A 17,020-nucleotide genomic window follows, 5' to 3' on the forward strand; every position below is an offset into this window, starting at 1 on the left:
GTGAGCCTTTCCAACCTATGGCAAGATTGCTTATCACAACTACAAGATCAGGTTTCCCCGATGGATCTCAGCACGTGGTTACGCCCATTACAAGCGGATGTCATCTCGCAAGATCAAGTGGTGTTATATGCGTCAAATATGTTTGTGAAAAGCTGGGTGGAAAATCATTACTTGGCCCAAATTCATCAAATTTGCCAAGCCATTGCTAAAAATCCAAATTTACAAATTATCGTAAAAGAAGGGGTAAAACCAGCTCCAAAAGCAGTTGAAGCCCCAATTCAAACGAATAATCATCAAGAAAGTGCGGTGAGTTTTCAGCAAGAATCAGATTCATCCACTAAATTTGAATCACATCTAAATCGTAAACATTTATTCGAAAACTTTGTTGAAGGTAAATCAAACCAACTCGCTCGTGCAGTAGGCCAAAAACTTGCCCTAGCACCTGGTGAACCAACCGCAAACCCATTCTTTTTATATGGTGGTACAGGTTTAGGTAAAACTCACTTATTACACGCAATCGGTAATGGCATTTTAGCGAATAAGCCAAATGCTCGCGTGCTTTATATCCATGCTAATAACTTTATGCAGCACATGGTAAAAGCAATGCGTGATAATAAAATGGATCAATTCAAAAAATTCTATCGTTCTCTTGATGCGTTATTAGTGGATGATATTCAATTCTTCGCAGAAAAAGAAAAAACACAAGAAGAATTTTTCCATATTTTCAATAGTTTATTTGAAACTGGGCGTCAAATCATTTTGACTTCTGACCGCTATCCAAAAGAAATTGAGAAAATTGAAGAACGCTTAAAATCTCGTTTCGGTTGGGGTTTAACCACTGCGATTGAACCACCTGATTTAGAAACTCGTGTTGCGATTTTGCTGAAAAAAGCAGAAGAACATCATATGGAACTGCCTGAAGAAGTAGCATTCTTTATTGCCCAACGCTTACGCACCAATGTTCGTGAATTAGAAGGTGCCTTAAACCGCGTAAAAGCGATGCAAGACTTCAAGGGTGGTCACATTGATATTGATTTTGTCCGTGACACATTAAAAGATATTCTTGCCTTACAAGAACGTTTGGTCACCATTGAAAACATTCAGAAAGTCGTGGCAGAATACTATCGAATTAAAGTGGCGGATTTAAAATCAAAAAGTAGAGCAAGATCCGTCACTCGTCCACGCCAAATTGCGATGGCGTTAGCGAAAGAATTAACCAATAAAAGCTTACCGGAAATTGGCCGTGCCTTTGAACGCGACCACACGACAGTCTTAAATGCCTGCCGTGAAGTGCCAAAATTCCGTGAAAAAGACAGCAGTATTCAAGAAGATTGGGCGAATTTAATTCGCACATTATCTGCATAAGGAGCCAATGATGCAATTTAGCATTTCAAGAGAAAATCTATTAAAACCCTTACAGCAAGTTTGTGGCGTATTAAGCAATCGTCCGAATATTCCTGTATTAAATAACGTGTTATTACAAATTGAAGATAACCGTTTAACCATTACAGGTACAGACCTTGAAGTTGAGCTTTCTAGCTATACTCAACTTTCTTCTTCAACGGCAGATGGCGCTTTCACCATTCCGGCTAAAAAATTCTTAGATATTTGCCGCACGCTATCAGATGAATTTGAAATTACGGTTACCTTTGAAGAAGATCGCGCAATTGTAGAGTCTGGTCGCAGTAAATTTAATCTCACTACGCTACCCGCTGAAGAATATCCAAATCTAACGGATTGGCAATCTGAAGTGGATTTTGCCTTACCGCAAAGCACCTTGCGTCGCTTAATTGAAGCAACCCAATTTTCAATGGCAAACCAGGATGCCCGCTATTTCTTAAACGGCATGAAATTTGAAACTGAAGGTAATTTATTACGTACTGTTGCAACTGACGGTCACCGTCTTGCAGTTTGTACGATCGAATTAGATCAAGATCTGCAAACCCATTCGGTGATTCTGCCACGTAAAGGTGTATTAGAACTGAATCGCTTATTAGAAAGCAGTGACGAACTTGCTCGTTTGCAAATTGGCACGAATAACCTTCGCATTCACTTAAACCACATTGTGTTTACCTCAAAACTCATTGATGGTCGCTTCCCTGACTACCGTCGTGTATTGCCTCGTAATGCAACTCGTATCGTAGAAGGTAACTGGGAAACCTTAAAACAAGCTTTTGTACGCGCTTCTATCCTTTCAAATGAACGTGTACGTAGCGTGCGTTTAAACTTAAGTGAAAACCAACTTAAAATTACCGCATCTAACCCTGAACACGAAGTGGCAGAAGAAATCGTGGATGTGAATTACCAAGGCGAAGAAATGGAAGTGGGCTTTAATGTGACTTACATTTTAGACGTATTGAATGCCTTAAAATGCCAACAAGTACGTATTCGCCTCACTGATGCATCATCAAGCTGCTTAATTGAAAACAGCGAAGATACAAGCGCAGAATACGTCATTATGCCAATGCGCCTCTAGAAATAATGGCCATTTCCCGCTTAATTGTTGAAAAATTTAGAAATTTAAATGCCGTGGATCTTGAATTTGATCACGGCTTTAACTTTTTAGTCGGCAACAACGGCAGCGGGAAAACGAGCTTATTAGAAGCCATTTTTTATCTCGGACATGGACGCTCTTTCAAAAGTGCGGTTTCTAATCGCATCATTTCTTACGATGAACCTCATTTCACGCTTTTTGGCCAAATTCAAGAAAGTCAACATCAATGGTCTGTTGGCTTACAAAAACTTCGTCAAGGTAATACCATTGCAAAAATAAACGGTGAAGATGGTAACAAAATTGCTGATCTTGCTCACCTTTTACCCATGCAATTAATTACGCCAGAAGGGCTTACCCTATTAAATGGCGGACCTAGTTTTCGACGCGCATTTTTAGATTGGGGCTTATTCCACCACCATAATAGTTTCCATTCCTCTTGGGTCGCATTAAACCGCTTATTAAAACAGCGAAATGCCGCATTAAGTCAAAATCAGCCTTATTCTGCAATAAAAATATGGGATATTGAATTAGCCAAATTAGCCCACCAAGTGAGTGATTGGCGTGCTGAATATGCAGAAGCCTTACGCCCAGAAATTGAAAAAACCTGCCAATTATTTTTACCCGAATTAGAGATAACTGTTAGCTTTCATCAAGGCTGGGAGAAAGAGACAGAATATGGTGAATTATTGGCGCAAAACTTTGAGCGAGATAAAGCCATTGGCTATACGGTTTCTGGTCCACAAAAAGCCGATTTCCGTTTTAAAGCCAATGGACTCCCCGTGGAAGATGTACTCTCTCGTGGTCAATTAAAATTATTGATGTGTGCGCTACGTTTAGCCCAAGGTGAGCATTTAATGATTCAAAAACAACGTCATTGTATCTTTCTAATTGATGACTTTGCCTCAGAGTTGGATCAACATAAACGTGCGCTTCTAGCTGAACGCTTGCAACAAAGTGGTTCTCAAGTTTTCGTAACCGCTATTACTCAAGGCCAACTCAAAGAAATGCAGGTTGGTAAAGGGAAATTATTCCAAGTGGATACCGGTAAGATCACCGAATTGCAACCATAAAAAATAATCCGATCTGTTTAAAGATCGGATTACGTTTAAAACAATGCTATTTTTGACCGCACTTTAGTTTGGTTTCCATTCACCATTCAATACGGTACCAATCACATCATAATCTTTTGTGAATACAGCCAAATTAGCCACTTTACCCGCTTCAACAGAACCTAAACGGTCATCTACGCCAATCGCTCTTGCTGGGTACAGGTTACTCATACGAATCGCTTCTGCTAATGGAATTTCCACATACTCTACAGCATTCTTAATAGATTCCATCATGGTAATCGATGCGCCCGCAATCGTACCATTTGCGTCGTAACAACGACCTTCTTTCACATAAATCGGTTTTCCTACAAAAGTGAAAGTTTCCAATTCAGGTGGTGCACCTGCAGCAGCAAGAGAATCGGTTACAATGCAAAGTTTATCGCCTTTCGCTTTTTTATCTAAGCGAACGTTACCAAAATTCACATGCACGCCATCTACAATAATCCCCGTGTAAACATCGGAATCTAACACTGCGCCAACTACGCCCATCGCACGTCCTGAACTGATCGGCGACATTGCATTATGCAAGTGTGTCGCAAAAGTTGCCCCTTTATGAAAGGCGGCTTTTGCTACTTCATAAGTCGCATTAGAATGGCCAATAGACACAATAATGCCTGCTTTCACAAAATCAGGAATATATTGCACCGTTGGGTTTTCAGCAGCAATAGTTAACTTAGTAATCACATCCGCATTATCACACAAGAAATCTTTCATCTCTGGCGTCGCTTCACGGATATATTCCGGACGATGCACCCCTTTTTTCTCTAGACTTAAATAAGGTCCTTCGATATGTAAGCCAAGCGCTTGATTTTTATGCTTATTCAAATACTCACGCATAATATTTACTGCGCGTTTGATATCTTCATCCGGTGCAGTAATAAACGTTGGTAAGAAACTGGTACAGCCTGATTTTAAGTTCGTGGCTTGCATAATTTCTAATGTTTCCACGCTTGTTTGATCGTTAAACATCACACCGCCGCAGCCGTTTAATTGCAAATCAATAAAACCTGCAGTGAGATTATGCCCTTTTAAATCAATGGTTTTAATCCCGCTTTCTAATTCGCTTTGTGGAATAACGGATTGAATATATTCCCCTTCAATAACCACTGCATAATCTCTTAAGACTTCATTTTTCGTGTAGATTACGCTGTTAATTAATGCATACTTCATCATACCTTCCTAAAATCAAATTAAAATTAACCGCACTTATAATACACTATGAATCGCGCGACCTTCCAATTCAGTAAAATATTTCACTGTTTTGACTTTCAATTCTTGTAATGCAGGCTCATCACATACTAAAACAAAATGGCGATGGAGCTGTAAAGCACTCACTGTCCAAAGGTGATTAATACCGCCTTCTACCGCAGCTTGTACGGCTAACGCTTTATTATGGCCCGTTGCTAAAATCATCACTTCTTCTGCATCAAGTAATGTCCCTACACCGATTGTTAAGGCATATTTTGGTACTTGATTTACGTCATTATTAAAGAAACGAGAATTCGCGATAATAGTATCTGGCGTTAAAGTTTTAATACGGGTACGCGAACTTAAAGAAGACGCAGGTTCATTAAAGGCAATATGTCCGTCAACACCTACACCGCCCATAAACAAATGAATTTTGCCATAAGATTTAATTTTTTCTTCATAACGGCGGCATTCTTCATCATGGTCATTGGTATTACCATTTAAAATATTGATATTTTGCGGTTGAATATCAATATGGTTGAAGAAATTATTATGCATAAAACTGTGATAGCTTTCTGGATGTTCTTTTGGTAAACTCACGTATTCATCCATATTGAAAGTCACCACATGTTTAAAACTCACTTCTCCTGCTTGATTTAATTTAATCAATTCTTGATAGGTCTTAAGTGGCGTACCACCTGTTGGTAAACCTAATACAAAAGGACGTTCTGCGGTAGGTTTAAAATGATTAATTCGATCAGCAATATGACGCGCCGCCCAACGGCTGACTTGTTGTTCATTATTCAGAGGAATGAGACGCATAATAACCTTCCTTATCGGTACCACACCGACATTCTTTCCTCTCCGATAGAGAGAGGCAAGAAGTAAGTGCGGTCACTTTTCCATTAATTTATAAATATTTTGCTTTTAACTCTTTCGCTTTCGCTAATTGCTCTGGCGTTGCTTTCGCTGTCATTGGCTCACGGCAATAACCTGCATCTACGCCATCTAGTTTCAATAACTCTTTGATAGTGAGATATAAGCCATTCGCTAAAATGCCTTCGATAAGGTCATTGGTCACGTGTTGAACTTGAAGCGCATCAGCCAATTTACCTTGTTTGGTTAATTCAAATATTTGTCTTGCGCGCACACCGTTTACGTTGAATGTGCTACCAATTGCACCATCTACACCGAGAGATACTGCAGGTACCATCATTTCATCAAAACCAGCCCAGATGAGGTGATTTGGATAAGCTTTTTTCAAACGTTCTAATAAATAGAAGTCCCCAGCGGTAAATTTCACACCAAGCACTTTCGGGTTTTTATAAAGTTCGCCAAATTGCTCAATGCCCATATTCACGCCTGTTAAGAACGGAATTGAATACACGATCATGTTATTGCCTGTTTCAGCAATAATAGTGTCATAGTAATGTTTGATTTCAGGGAAGCTGAATTTATAGTAGAATGGGGTTACTGCAGAAAGACTGTCATAGCCTAATTCGGTTGCATATTTACCTAATTCCACTGCTTCATGTAAGTTCACACTCCCCACTTGTGCGATTAGCGCGACTTGGTCTTTTGCTTCATCTTTCGCAATACGGAAAATTTGTTTTTTCTCTTCCGTAGAAAGCATAAAGTTTTCACCTGTTGAACCACCTACATATAAACCATCAATTTTCATCTTATCAATGTTATAGCGAATGATTTCACGCAAACCTTTTTCATTGATAGAGCCATCTTCATTGAATGATACTAATAACGCACTAAAAATACCTTTTAAGTTACGCATTTTTCTCTCCTATTTGATACGTTGTTCTAAAATGACATTTAATGTTTTTTGCTTTATTTTGACCGCACTTTCCTGTGATGCCTGTACTAATAAAGCGTAAATCAAATCTAATACGAATAATTGAGCAATCTTCGTGCCGATAGAGTCGCCTTGTAACTTGCCTTGCTTATTACCATTCACTAAAACAAGATCGGCATATTCTGTGATGGGTGAACGCAAACTGTGCGTAATCGCAATGGTTTTGGCACCGTTTTCTTTGGCGATTTTCATGGTATGAGTTGTTTCCTGAGAATAACCAGAATGGCTCAAACCAATTGCCACATCTTTTTTCGTCAATAACGATGCCTGCATATACATAAAATGATTATTACCCGTCGCATCCACTTGCACACCGATACGCATCAGTTTATTTTTGGCATCTTCCGCGGTAATACCGGATGTACCCACACCAAATAAAAAGACACGATTTGCTTGTTGAATAGCTTTTACTGCCTCTTCCAACTGCTCAAAATCTAATAAATTAATGGTTTCATCCATCACGTTATTGATGGCAGATTTCAGCTTATGCGCAATATTCAATGAGTTGTCAGAATCGGTAATATCTGAATCTAATACGGTGTTATCTTTGCCATCTTTTGTGGCAAGCTCGATGGATAATTCCAATTTAAAATCACTGAAGCCTTTAAAGCCGAGAGTACGGCAAAAACGCACAAAGGTCGCCTCCCCCACTTCTAAATGAGCGGCAATTTCAGCTAAAGGAGCTTGCACCGCAAGATCGGGATTTAATAAAATCGCATCTGCAATTTTCTTTTCAGTTTTCGTTAAACTGCGGTATAACGAGCTGATGGTATTTAAAATATTGCCGTTTTTAGCCATAAACCACTCCCGTATTTTTTGCTTGTAATAAGCAATCTTTTACCCAGTAAGCCGCGCCAATCAAGCCTGCATCTTGTCCAAATTGAGCGCTTTCTAATTCGCAGTGATAAACAGCGGGAAGTTCACCTAATAAAGATTGAACTAACGGCAAATAGCCTTCTGCCAACCCTACACTACCGCCAACCACGACTTTTTGCATGTCTAATCCAATCTTCAAATCCGCAATTAAATTTGCAATAGCTTGGGCTGAACGAGTCACAAGTGCGGTCGCTTTTTCATCATTTTGGTGGAAACGCGCAAAAACTTCTTTCGGATCACAAGGATCATCCCATTGAGAAGAAACCGCTTCAATGGCTCGACCTGATGCAATGGCTTCAACACAACCACGGCGACCACAGCCACAAATTGGACCATTAGGATCGGCCAACGTATGACCAATATGCCCAGCAATGCCGTTTGGCTCAGTAAGTAAACGATGATTTAAAATTAAACCGCCCCCTACGCCTGTGGAAACCGTAATAAAGGTAAAGTTTTGAACATCATTAGGATTTTGTAGTTGATACTCTGCATAGGCTGCAGCTTGCACATCATTAAGTAAACCAATCGGTTTATCAGTATGCTGTGCAATGCTGTCTTTTAATGGGAATTGGGCTAATCCACCCAAATTTTTAGGATTAAGTGCAGTCAAAATGCCTTGATTAATAATGCCCGTTGAAGCAACAGCGACATAATCAAACTGCCCTTCATATTCTTTTAGCAACTGAGCAAGGGTTTGATGCATGGCTTGCGCAGCGTCATCCTGTGGCGTGGAAATCTGTTTTCGCTGCTGAATTTCACCATTTTTCACTATAGCAGAAGCGATTTTCGTGCCACCAATATCTAATGCCAAACAACGCTGTAATGTCTGCCCACTATCCACTGTTAATGACATATCTTCTTCCTTTATTTTTTCGCTGAATGAATGGCTTCGGCAAACCAACTTACAATATGCTCTAAACGCGTTAATGCAGAACCAACTGTCACACAATAAGCACCAATTTCAATTGCCGTTTTCGCCAACTCAGGGGTGTTATAACGTCCTTCCGCCATGACTCGGCAGCCTGCCGCTTTCAAATCTTTAACTAATTGATAATCAGGCTCTTCCGGTACAGTGCCACCTGTGTAGCCAGACATCGTACTGCCCACAATATCAAAACCGAGTTTTTGACAGTACAAGCCTTCTTCTAAATTCGAACAATCCGCCATGGCCAAACAGCCTAATTCGTGGATTTTTTTGACCGCACTTTCAATATCTACCGGTCTAGGACGATTTGTCCCATCCACAGCGATAATGTCTGCACCAGCTTTCGCTAAATCTTCAATATCATGCAAAAATGGGGTAATTCGTACAGGGCTGTCAGGTAAATCACGTTTCACAATACCAATAATCGGCACATTCACAGTAGGGCGTGTTGCTTTAAGATTTTCTACTCCCTCAATACGCAAGCCCGCTGCGCCACCAATAACAGAAGCCTGTGCCATAGCCGCCACGATTTCTGGTTTATCCATCGGGCCGTCATCGACAGGCTGACAAGAAGCAATAAGACCAAATTTGATTTTATCTAAGACTTCATTATGTGATAATTTCGACATATAAACTCCTACATTAGACAGTAACACTTGGTTTCCTTTTTTGGCTTTCTGAGCATTATAGTAAAACGCAGCAAAGCTTGCACCATAAAAAAAATATTTTTGAAGTATAATTTCAAAATTTGTGATCGGCTTCTCAATTTTGAGATAAAGTTACCACATTTATACAAAATATTTTTTTTTACTTTAGAATATGAAGTAATACTTCATTACTATAAATAGGAGAAAAAAATGAATGTGTTAGGTTATGCGCAAAAAATTGGGCAAGCCTTAATGGTACCTGTTGCTGTCTTACCAGCAGCCGCTGTACTGATGGGTATTGGTTATTGGCTTGACCCAGATGGCTGGGGAGCGAACAGTCAACTTGCTGCATTTTTAATTAAATCAGGCGGTGCTATCATCGATAACATGGGCCTGCTTTTTGCCGTTGGCGTTGCTTTCGGTTTATCTAAGGACAAACATGGTTCTGCTGCTCTTTCAGGTTTAGTGGGTTACTATGTGGTAACCACTCTGCTTTCACCTGGCAGCGTTGCTCAGCTACAACATATCGATGTAAGTGAAGTGCCAGCCGCCTTCGGGAAAATCAATAACCAATTTATTGGGATTTTGATCGGGGTGATTTCGGCTGAACTTTATAACCGTTTCTATCAAGTAGAATTGCCAAAAGCGTTTTCCTTCTTTAGCGGAAAACGCCTTGTGCCAATCGTCGTTTCCTTTGTCATGATGTTCATCAGCTTCGTATTGCTTTACATCTGGCCATATATTTTCGGCGGTTTAGTGTCATTCGGTGAAAGCATTAAAGATTTAGGCGCGGTCGGTGCTGGTCTTTACGGTTTCTTCAACCGTTTACTCATTCCTGTTGGCTTACACCATGCATTGAACTCAGTATTCTGGTTTGACGTCGCAGGTATCAATGATATTCCAAACTTCTTAGGTGGTGCTAAATCACTTGCTGAAGGCACTGCAACGGTTGGTGTAACCGGTATGTATCAAGCCGGTTTCTTCCCTGTCATGATGTTCGGTTTACCGGGTGCCGCATTAGCGATTTATCTCAGCGCTAAACCAAGCCAAAGAACTAAAGTGGCATCAATCATGCTTGCAGGTGCGTTTGCCTCATTCTTCACTGGTATCACCGAGCCATTAGAATTCTCTTTCATGTTTGTTGCACCAGTACTTTACTTCATCCACGCGGTATTAACCGGTATTTCTGTCTTTATCGCCGCAACAATGCATTGGATCGCAGGCTTCGGTTTCAGTGCAGGTCTCGTGGATATGGTACTTTCATCACGCAACCCATTAGCCGTTGAATGGTATATGCTAATTGTACAAGGCTTAGTATTCTTCGTGATTTACTATGCCGTATTCCGTTTTGCAATTAAAGCTTTCAACTTAAAAACATTAGGTCGTACAGAAGAAGCAGAAGAAACCACTGCAGCACAACCAGCAGCAAGCCAATCTCGCGAAGAAAGAGCGGTCAAATTTATTGATGCTTTAGGTGGTGCTGATAACTTCAAAAATATTGATGCTTGTATCACTCGCTTACGTTTAAGCTTAGTGGATCAACACAAAATTAATGAAGAGCAACTCAAGTCTCTTGGTGCAAAAGGCATCGTGAAAATTGGTAATGATGGCTTACAAGTGGTTCTCGGCCCTGAAGCTGAACTTGTGGCAGAAGCCATGAAACAAAAAGTGAAATAACACACACCAAATGAAATACCGACTTAGAAATAGGTCGGTATTTTTTTGTCAAAAATAAAGCAAAAAATGACCGCACTTTAACTGAGAATTTCTCGTTTGAAGTGATTTTGATGAATATTTGAAAATTGAAGATTGTTTTGAAGGGTGGTGGAACTAAGCAGAATTGGTCTTAACAGCAAGTGGCTTACTGCATCGCATCCCTGCGGGATTTCTACCTAGCCCACCATAGATTTAAAGCATCTCTGGGGTTCCAGTCTGCGATATAAAATTAAAAGATTAAGAATCTTTTAAAAGCCACTTATATATTCAGGAGACCAATCCTGACTTCCAAACAAACCACATTGGAAGGCTGTATTATGATAGAAGTCTTCCGCTATTTTGTCAATTAAGATATTTCACTAAAAGAAGTATTTTTTCGCTTTTCGTATAAAAATTAACAAAGCCATTTCAACTATCACATCAATGTAACAAAAATAAAATAACCGTCTGATTAAAGACGGTTATTTTTGCTATCGAGTGCCGTAAACAACAATGGTTTTGCCGTGCGCATGAATGAGATTCTGATCTTCCAGCATCTTAATTATTCGCCCTACGGTTTCACGTGAACAGCCCACCATTTGACCGATTTCCTGACGCGTAATTTTAATCTGCATGCCATCAGGATGCGTCATCGCTTCAGGCTGTTTTGCTAAATGCATAAGCGCCTGAGCAATACGCCCTGCCACATCCAAAAAGGCCAAGTTAGTCACTTGTCGAGACGTGTTTTGCAAGCGTTTTGATAACTGAGAAGTAAGGAACATTAAAATCTCAGGATTAATTTGAATAAGCTGACGATATTTTTTATAGGAAATTTCCGCAATTTCACAAGGGGTTTTCGTTTTCACCCAAGCAGAACGTTTCGAGCCTTCATCAAATAAACCTGCCTCACCAAAAAATTGTCCGGCACCTAAATAAGATAAAATCATCTCTTTGCCTTCATCATCTTTCGATGAAACCATCACGGTTCCTTTAATTAAGAAATATAAAATATTCGCATCTTCCCCTGCATGAATTAAGGTCGATTTTGCCGGATATTTATGTAAATGGCAGTGCGTTAGGAACCAATCCAGAGCAGGATCACGTTGTTGATCATCGTCCTGCGGCTTTTGTTCTTCTAATAATTCTACATTTTCTGACATATAAGCTCCTATTGATTTATTTTAGAAATTCCATTTTATCTTTTATATCAATGGATTCATGTAATTCTGACCAAACAATCACTGCACTTCCATTGCGAATTTTGTTTAGTAGGTGTTGTTTTTTTTGTTCTAAAGAAAATTCGTGTGAACCATAATCGGTACCTTCTCTAAGTACCACACTTTCCACAATATTTTCTAAGGTTTCGGTTGGCAATTCTTGCCACGGAATAATCATATATTTATCAACTAAAGTCAATTAAGCAAAAAGCGGTTCAAGAAAACGCCATTGCTGTTCAAAACTTTGATTAGCGCCTAAACGGAAATTCGTTCGGACATAACGCATAAATTGTCCTTCACAAAGCGTCACTAAATGACCTGCAATGATACGTTCATCCACGTTAAAACCACGTCCTTCACGTAATTTTCGCATTTGTAAAATATTCACAAATTGCATTTCAAGACGATCGAAGAATTGCGCAACACGAGCCTGTAGAAGTGGTTCTTCAAACATTAAGGCATGTCCCGTTAAAATACGAGTTAAACCAGGGTTTTTACGCGCAAAGTCAAGGATCATCTGCATAATGTCACGCACACGATTCATGGTGTTTGTTTCATTACGAATTGATGCTGTAATACGGCTAAATAAATTCGCTTCGATATTATCGATCAACGCTTCAAACATTTTAGTTTTACTTGGGAAGTAACGATAAAGTGCCGCTTCTGACACTCCTACTTCTTCCGCTAAACGCGCTGTTGTCATACGTTCCATTCCGCGTTCAGAATGCAACATATGCGTCAGCACCGTCAATACTTGTTGACGACGTTCTTTTACCGTGCGTTTTTCGATTTTTGGCGGTTTGATTTCCGCGGCAATCTCATCAACTTCTACGAGAGATAATTGTTCTACCATAGTTTATTTTTTACCTGAATGACCAAAACCGCCCTCACCGCGTTCAGTTTCGGTAAATTCGCTGACAATATTGAATTCCGCTTGTACGACTGGCACAAAGACTAATTGCGCAATACGGTCACCAACTTCAATTTTGAACGGTTCATGACCACGATTCCATACAGACACCATTAATGGACCTTGATAATCTGAATCAATTAAGCCCACTAAGTTACCTAATACGATACCATGTTTATGACCTAAACCCGAACGAGGCAGAATCACTGCTGCAAGGTTCGGATCGGCAATATAAATTGAAAGGCCTGTTGGGATAAGTTTAGTTTCGCCTGGTTGAATTTCAATGCCCTCTTCAAGCAATGCACGTAAATCCAAACCGGCTGAACCTTCGGTTGCATAGGTTGGTAAAGGAAATTCGTTGCCAATACGGCTATCTAAAATTTTTACATCAATTTTTTTCATGCTTATTTATCCTTTAAAAGAAATCTGTCATACAAAAGTGCGGTCACAAAATACTGCGAATTTTGAACGTATTTTATTTGTGATAATGCTCAACAATTTCGGTGACCAACACTTCTGCCAATTTATTTTTATCAGCTAACGGCAACGCTTTTTCGCCTGTTTTCCAAAAGATCTGCAAGGCATTTTGATCTTGTCCGAATACTTGCCCACCCGATACATCATTAGCACAAATCATATCTAAATTTTTGCGTTGAAGTTTGCTCTTCGCATATTCAGCGACATTTTGCGTTTCAGCTGCAAAGCCCACAACAAATGGACGATCTTTTTCTAAACTTGCCACACTCGCGATAATATCTGGATTTTTCACCAATTTAAGAGAAAGCTCATCGTTATCATTGGTTTTCTTAATTTTTTGATCAGCGACTTCCGCAACTCGATAATCAGCCACAGCAGCACAGCCAATAAAGATGCTATTTTTGACCGCACTTTCAAGGGAGGCTTGCCACATTTCATGGGCGGTTGTCACATCAATACGATGAACATTTTTCGGTGTAGCCAGATTAACAGGCCCCGCAATTAAGGTGACATTTGCCCCACGTTTTGCAAAGGCCTCGGCAATTGCAAAGCCCATTTTACCTGAGCTGTGATTAGAAATATAACGAACCGGATCGATAGCTTCACGCGTCGGGCCTGCCGTAATAGTGACACTTAAATCAGCTAAATCTTGTTGAACCACAAAAAGTGATTGAAGCGACTCAAAAATTTCAGCTGGCTCAGACACTCTACCCGCACCCACATCGCCACAAGCTTGAAAGCCACTATTTGGCCCAACAAAATGAATACCTCGCGCAAAAAGAGCGGTCAAATTTTGTTGTGTAATCGCCTGACGGTACATTTGCTGATTCATAGCCGGTGCGAGCAAAATAGGCGCACTTGTCGCGAGACAAATCGTGCTAAGTAAATCATTTGCCATTCCAACGGTTAAACGCGCAATAAAATCGGCGCTAGCTGGCGCAATCACAATCGCATCAGCCCATTTGGCCAGCTCAATATGCCCCATGGCTAATTCAGCTTGAGGATCAAGTAAAGATTGAGAAACCGCATTACCTGAAATGGCTTGTAGCGTTAAAGGTGTGACAAATTCAGCGGCTGCAGGCGTTAAAGCCACTCGAACTTCTGCGTTAGATTTGCGTAATAAACGAATAAACTCAATGGTTTTATAGGCGGCTATGCCCCCTGTAATCCCGACAACAATATGCTTTCCGCTCAAGCTCATTTGCTACTCCGCTATAACTTAATAGAATAGATATATGTTTTGTGTGTTAGTACTTAACAACTTAAGGTCGCCTATTTTACTTCAAATTTCACCAATAAAAAATTTTATTTTTGTGATCGCTGTTCCAAAAATAAAACAGACAATTCGCAATGCTTAAAAACATCATGAAAATTGACCGCACTTTTTTCTTTTCATCATATTAATATGCAAACAAACTCTCCTTTAATGCCTCGCGAAAAATTGTTGAAATATGGCGTTGAAGCCCTAGAAGATCACGAATTACTCGCTATTTTTCTACGAACAGGAATTAAAGGCTGCCCTGTCATGGAATTATCACATAGCGTGCTGCAACATTTTGGATCCCTTCGAGCCTTATTAAGTGCAGATAAAGAAGCCTTTTGCAAAGTAAAAGGATTAGGCATTACGCAGTTTATTCAACTACAAGCCACCACAGAAATGACCAAACGCTATCTCAAACAAGAATTGCTTATAGAACATGTATTTAGCGACACATCCACGGTAAAACTTTATCTTCAAGCAGAGCTTCATCACGAAGAACGTGAAATTTTTATGGTGTTATTTTTAGATAATCAACATCGTTTGATTAAAAAAGAGCGGTTATTTTTAGGCACAATTAATGTGACGAATGTTTATCCACGTGAAATCATCAAAGAAAGCCTTTACTGTAATGCAGCCGCCTTAATTTTGGCTCACAACCACCCTTCTGGTCTGGCTGAACCAAGCTATTCTGACAAAATGATCACACAAAAAATTATTGAGGCTGCTGAGTTAATGGATATTCGTATTTTGGATCATTTTATTGTCGGCAAAGGCACTTGTTATTCTTTTGCAGAGCATAATCTGTTATAGTTTTAGGGAATTTGATGATTTTTTTATCGTTCATTTCCATTTAAAGACGGAAAAATCGCTTTTAGACTTGAGAAATGAAAATAAAGTCAGTATAATTTGCGACCTTTAATATAGTAAGTGGGTCGGATACTGCGACCTGACGAGGAAGCAAGCTTAGTTTTAAGCTTCATTATCCGAACCATAAGCTCGAGCTTATATTTAAATTATTGGAGATTATTATGTCTAGAGTTTGTCAAGTAACAGGCAAGCGTCCAGCTGTGGGTAACAACCGCTCACACGCGTTGAATGCGACACGTCGTCGTTTTCTTCCAAACCTTCACACTCACCGTTTCTGGGTTGAAAGTGAAAACCGTTTCGTAACCTTACGTTTAACTGCGAAAGGTATGCGTATTATCGATAAAAAAGGCATTGATGCAGTGTTAGCTGAAATCCGTGCTCGTGGCGAAAAAATCTAAGGAGCTAAAACATGGCAGCTAAAGGCGCTCGTGAGAAAATCCGTTTAGTTTCTACAGCAGAGACTGGTCACTTCTACACAACTGATAAAAACAAACGTAATATGCCTGAAAAAATGGAAATCAAAAAATTTGATCCAGTAGTGCGTAAACACGTTATCTATAAAGAAGCAAAAATCAAATAATTTTGCTGATTTTGAAAAAAGCCCGACATTGTTCGGGTTTTTTTATATCACAAATTCATTACCGAGATTATCTATGCCTGAACTTCCTGAAGTCGAAACTGCCCTGCGTGGTGTCAGCCCCTATTTGAAAGGTTTTACCATTGAAAAAATTGTAGTGCGCCAACCCCAATTACGTTGGGTAGTCTCTCCTGAATTAACAACGCTCAAAAATGTCAAGATCTTGGATACCTCTCGTCGTGCAAAATATCTCATTATTCATACAGAAAAAGGTTATATCATTGGCCATTTAGGCATGTCTGGCTCTGTTCGAATTGTGCCGCACGATAGTCCTATTGATAAACATGATCACCTTGATATTGTAATGAATAATGGCAAATTACTGCGTTATAACGACCCAAGACGCTTCGGTGCATGGTTATGGACTGAAAACTTAGATGACTTTCATCTTTTCCTAAAACTTGGTCCTGAACCGCTTTCAGATGAATTTAACGCAGAATACCTTTTTAAAAAATCACGCAAGAAATCGACCGCACTTAAAACCTTTTTAATGGAGAATGCTGTCGTCGTGGGCGTAGGAAATATTTATGCCAATGAAACGCTCTTTTTATGTGGTTTACACCCAATGAAATTAGCCGAAAATCTCACGCGAAACCAATGTGCCTTACTCGTTGAAACGATTAAAAACGTATTAACAAAAGCCATTACACAAGGTGGTACAACATTAAAAGATTTCTTACAACCCGATGGCCGTCCAGGTTATTTTGCGCAGGAATTGTTAGTTTATGGAAACAAAGATAAACCTTGCCCTAAATGTGGTACTAAGATTGAAAGCATGATTATTGGGCAACGCAATAGCTTTTATTGCCCTCATTGTCAGAAAAAGAAATAGGCGTTATACACGCCTATT

19 protein-coding genes are annotated in these 17,020 nt (G+C 39.7%); 8 read left to right on the top strand and 11 right to left on the bottom strand.

Going from position 1 to position 17,020, the window contains the following annotated elements; all coding sequences use genetic code 11:
• Genes dnaA through recF form a run of 3 tightly spaced genes read left to right on the top strand, consistent with a single transcriptional unit; the run spans nucleotide 1 to nucleotide 3,564 of the window.
• Nucleotides 1-1,365 (top strand): chromosomal replication initiator protein DnaA, encoded by a 1,365-nt coding sequence (gene dnaA / locus INP94_RS00005; RefSeq protein WP_197543627.1) that lies wholly within the window; start codon nucleotides 1-3, stop codon nucleotides 1,363-1,365.
• Between the two features lie 10 nt (nucleotides 1,366-1,375).
• Entirely contained in the window at nucleotides 1,376-2,476 is a 1,101-nt protein-coding gene (gene dnaN, locus INP94_RS00010) for a DNA polymerase III subunit beta (RefSeq protein ID WP_197544244.1), read from the top strand.
• A gap of 5 nt (nucleotides 2,477-2,481) precedes the next feature.
• Nucleotides 2,482-3,564: a DNA replication/repair protein RecF gene (gene recF / locus INP94_RS00015; RefSeq protein ID WP_197543628.1), complete on the top strand. Its 1,083-nt coding sequence runs from the start codon at nucleotides 2,482-2,484 to the stop codon at nucleotides 3,562-3,564.
• 63 nt (nucleotides 3,565-3,627) lie between these two features.
• Here the strand turns inward: recF and nagA are convergent, their stop codons facing one another.
• The 6 genes from nagA to INP94_RS00045 form a co-directional block, all read right to left on the bottom strand.
• Nucleotides 3,628-4,773, bottom strand: coding sequence for an N-acetylglucosamine-6-phosphate deacetylase (gene nagA, locus INP94_RS00020; RefSeq protein WP_049363071.1), 1,146 nt, complete (start codon nucleotides 4,771-4,773; stop codon nucleotides 3,628-3,630).
• A gap of 36 nt (nucleotides 4,774-4,809) precedes the next feature.
• Complete coding sequence (nagB, locus tag INP94_RS00025) at nucleotides 4,810-5,613, bottom strand: glucosamine-6-phosphate deaminase (protein ID WP_197543629.1); 804 nt, start codon at nucleotides 5,611-5,613, stop codon at nucleotides 4,810-4,812.
• 88 nt (nucleotides 5,614-5,701) lie between these two features.
• Nucleotides 5,702-6,580: an N-acetylneuraminate lyase gene (nanA, locus tag INP94_RS00030; RefSeq protein WP_005695560.1), complete on the bottom strand. Its 879-nt coding sequence runs from the start codon at nucleotides 6,578-6,580 to the stop codon at nucleotides 5,702-5,704.
• A 9-nt stretch (nucleotides 6,581-6,589) separates the two neighbouring features.
• Nucleotides 6,590-7,456 (bottom strand): MurR/RpiR family transcriptional regulator, encoded by an 867-nt coding sequence (locus tag INP94_RS00035; RefSeq protein WP_005698439.1) that lies wholly within the window; start codon nucleotides 7,454-7,456, stop codon nucleotides 6,590-6,592.
• A complete protein-coding gene (locus INP94_RS00040; RefSeq protein ID WP_197543630.1) occupies nucleotides 7,449-8,387 on the bottom strand; it encodes an N-acetylmannosamine kinase in 939 nt (312 codons plus the stop codon). Before INP94_RS00040 ends, INP94_RS00035 begins: the two co-directional genes overlap by 8 nt.
• Before the next feature lie 11 nt (nucleotides 8,388-8,398).
• On the bottom strand, nucleotides 8,399-9,088 hold the full coding sequence (locus INP94_RS00045; protein WP_197543631.1) for an N-acetylmannosamine-6-phosphate 2-epimerase: 690 nt from the start codon (nucleotides 9,086-9,088) through the stop codon (nucleotides 8,399-8,401).
• Nucleotides 9,089-9,316: 228 nt separating this feature from the next.
• Here INP94_RS00045 and nagE point away from each other — a divergent pair, with 228 nt between their 5' ends.
• Nucleotides 9,317-10,783: an N-acetylglucosamine-specific PTS transporter subunit IIBC gene (gene nagE / locus INP94_RS00050; protein ID WP_197543632.1), complete on the top strand. Its 1,467-nt coding sequence runs from the start codon at nucleotides 9,317-9,319 to the stop codon at nucleotides 10,781-10,783.
• A gap of 509 nt (nucleotides 10,784-11,292) precedes the next feature.
• Here nagE and crp read toward each other — a convergent pair.
• From crp to coaBC, 5 genes are all read right to left on the bottom strand, one after another.
• A complete protein-coding gene (gene crp, locus INP94_RS00055; RefSeq protein WP_049369445.1) occupies nucleotides 11,293-11,961 on the bottom strand; it encodes a cAMP-activated global transcriptional regulator CRP in 669 nt (222 codons plus the stop codon).
• A gap of 16 nt (nucleotides 11,962-11,977) precedes the next feature.
• A complete protein-coding gene (locus INP94_RS00060; RefSeq protein ID WP_197543633.1) occupies nucleotides 11,978-12,196 on the bottom strand; it encodes a YheU family protein in 219 nt (72 codons plus the stop codon).
• Between the two features lie 21 nt (nucleotides 12,197-12,217).
• Complete coding sequence (gene slmA / locus INP94_RS00065) at nucleotides 12,218-12,871, bottom strand: nucleoid occlusion factor SlmA (protein WP_049372870.1); 654 nt, start codon at nucleotides 12,869-12,871, stop codon at nucleotides 12,218-12,220.
• A gap of 3 nt (nucleotides 12,872-12,874) precedes the next feature.
• Nucleotides 12,875-13,330 carry a dUTP diphosphatase gene (gene dut / locus INP94_RS00070; protein WP_005698440.1) on the bottom strand — a complete coding sequence of 152 codons (456 nt, stop codon included), beginning with the start codon at nucleotides 13,328-13,330 and terminating at the stop codon, nucleotides 12,875-12,877.
• Nucleotides 13,331-13,403: 73 nt separating this feature from the next.
• The gene (gene coaBC / locus INP94_RS00075; protein ID WP_197543634.1) at nucleotides 13,404-14,606 is read right to left on the bottom strand and encodes a bifunctional phosphopantothenoylcysteine decarboxylase/phosphopantothenate--cysteine ligase CoaBC; all 1,203 of its coding nucleotides are present in this window, start codon (nucleotides 14,604-14,606) and stop codon (nucleotides 13,404-13,406) included.
• A 204-nt stretch (nucleotides 14,607-14,810) separates the two neighbouring features.
• Between coaBC and radC the strand changes: the two genes are divergently transcribed.
• The 4 genes from radC (at nucleotide 14,811) to mutM (ending at nucleotide 17,002) form a co-directional block, all read left to right on the top strand.
• The gene (radC, locus tag INP94_RS00080) at nucleotides 14,811-15,476 is read left to right on the top strand and encodes a RadC family protein (RefSeq protein ID WP_197543635.1); all 666 of its coding nucleotides are present in this window, start codon (nucleotides 14,811-14,813) and stop codon (nucleotides 15,474-15,476) included.
• Between the two features lie 218 nt (nucleotides 15,477-15,694).
• Nucleotides 15,695-15,931, top strand: coding sequence for a 50S ribosomal protein L28 (rpmB, locus tag INP94_RS00085; RefSeq protein WP_005599762.1), 237 nt, complete (start codon nucleotides 15,695-15,697; stop codon nucleotides 15,929-15,931).
• Between the two features lie 11 nt (nucleotides 15,932-15,942).
• Entirely contained in the window at nucleotides 15,943-16,113 is a 171-nt protein-coding gene (rpmG, locus tag INP94_RS00090; RefSeq protein ID WP_005613503.1) for a 50S ribosomal protein L33, read from the top strand.
• A gap of 73 nt (nucleotides 16,114-16,186) precedes the next feature.
• Nucleotides 16,187-17,002, top strand: a complete 816-nt coding sequence (gene mutM / locus INP94_RS00095) for a DNA-formamidopyrimidine glycosylase (RefSeq protein ID WP_197543636.1) — start codon at nucleotides 16,187-16,189, stop codon at nucleotides 17,000-17,002.
• Nucleotides 17,003-17,020: the final 18 nt, after the last annotated feature.

Origin of the sequence: Haemophilus parainfluenzae, assembly GCF_014931395.1 — a bacterium.
GTDB lineage: Bacteria > Pseudomonadota > Gammaproteobacteria > Enterobacterales > Pasteurellaceae > Haemophilus_D.

Coding starts and splice junctions, on each gene's coding strand:
- dnaN (WP_197544244.1), top strand. CDS start 1,376: ATGCAATTTAGCATTTCAAGAGAAAATCTATTAAAACCCTTACAGCAA.
- recF (WP_197543628.1), top strand. CDS start 2,482: ATGGCCATTTCCCGCTTAATTGTTGAAAAATTTAGAAATTTAAATGCC.
- nagA (WP_049363071.1), bottom strand. CDS start 4,773: ATGAAGTATGCATTAATTAACAGCGTAATCTACACGAAAAATGAAGTC.
- nagB (WP_197543629.1), bottom strand. CDS start 5,613: ATGCGTCTCATTCCTCTGAATAATGAACAACAAGTCAGCCGTTGGGCG.
- nanA (WP_005695560.1), bottom strand. CDS start 6,580: ATGCGTAACTTAAAAGGTATTTTTAGTGCGTTATTAGTATCATTCAAT.
- INP94_RS00035 (WP_005698439.1), bottom strand. CDS start 7,456: ATGGCTAAAAACGGCAATATTTTAAATACCATCAGCTCGTTATACCGC.
- INP94_RS00040 (WP_197543630.1), bottom strand. CDS start 8,387: ATGTCATTAACAGTGGATAGTGGGCAGACATTACAGCGTTGTTTGGCA.
- INP94_RS00045 (WP_197543631.1), bottom strand. CDS start 9,088: ATGTCGAAATTATCACATAATGAAGTCTTAGATAAAATCAAATTTGGT.
- nagE (WP_197543632.1), top strand. CDS start 9,317: ATGAATGTGTTAGGTTATGCGCAAAAAATTGGGCAAGCCTTAATGGTA.
- crp (WP_049369445.1), bottom strand. CDS start 11,961: ATGTCAGAAAATGTAGAATTATTAGAAGAACAAAAGCCGCAGGACGAT.
- INP94_RS00060 (WP_197543633.1), bottom strand. CDS start 12,196: ATGATTATTCCGTGGCAAGAATTGCCAACCGAAACCTTAGAAAATATT.
- slmA (WP_049372870.1), bottom strand. CDS start 12,871: ATGGTAGAACAATTATCTCTCGTAGAAGTTGATGAGATTGCCGCGGAA.
- dut (WP_005698440.1), bottom strand. CDS start 13,330: ATGAAAAAAATTGATGTAAAAATTTTAGATAGCCGTATTGGCAACGAA.
- coaBC (WP_197543634.1), bottom strand. CDS start 14,606: ATGAGCTTGAGCGGAAAGCATATTGTTGTCGGGATTACAGGGGGCATA.
- radC (WP_197543635.1), top strand. CDS start 14,811: ATGCAAACAAACTCTCCTTTAATGCCTCGCGAAAAATTGTTGAAATAT.
- rpmB (WP_005599762.1), top strand. CDS start 15,695: ATGTCTAGAGTTTGTCAAGTAACAGGCAAGCGTCCAGCTGTGGGTAAC.
- rpmG (WP_005613503.1), top strand. CDS start 15,943: ATGGCAGCTAAAGGCGCTCGTGAGAAAATCCGTTTAGTTTCTACAGCA.
- mutM (WP_197543636.1), top strand. CDS start 16,187: ATGCCTGAACTTCCTGAAGTCGAAACTGCCCTGCGTGGTGTCAGCCCC.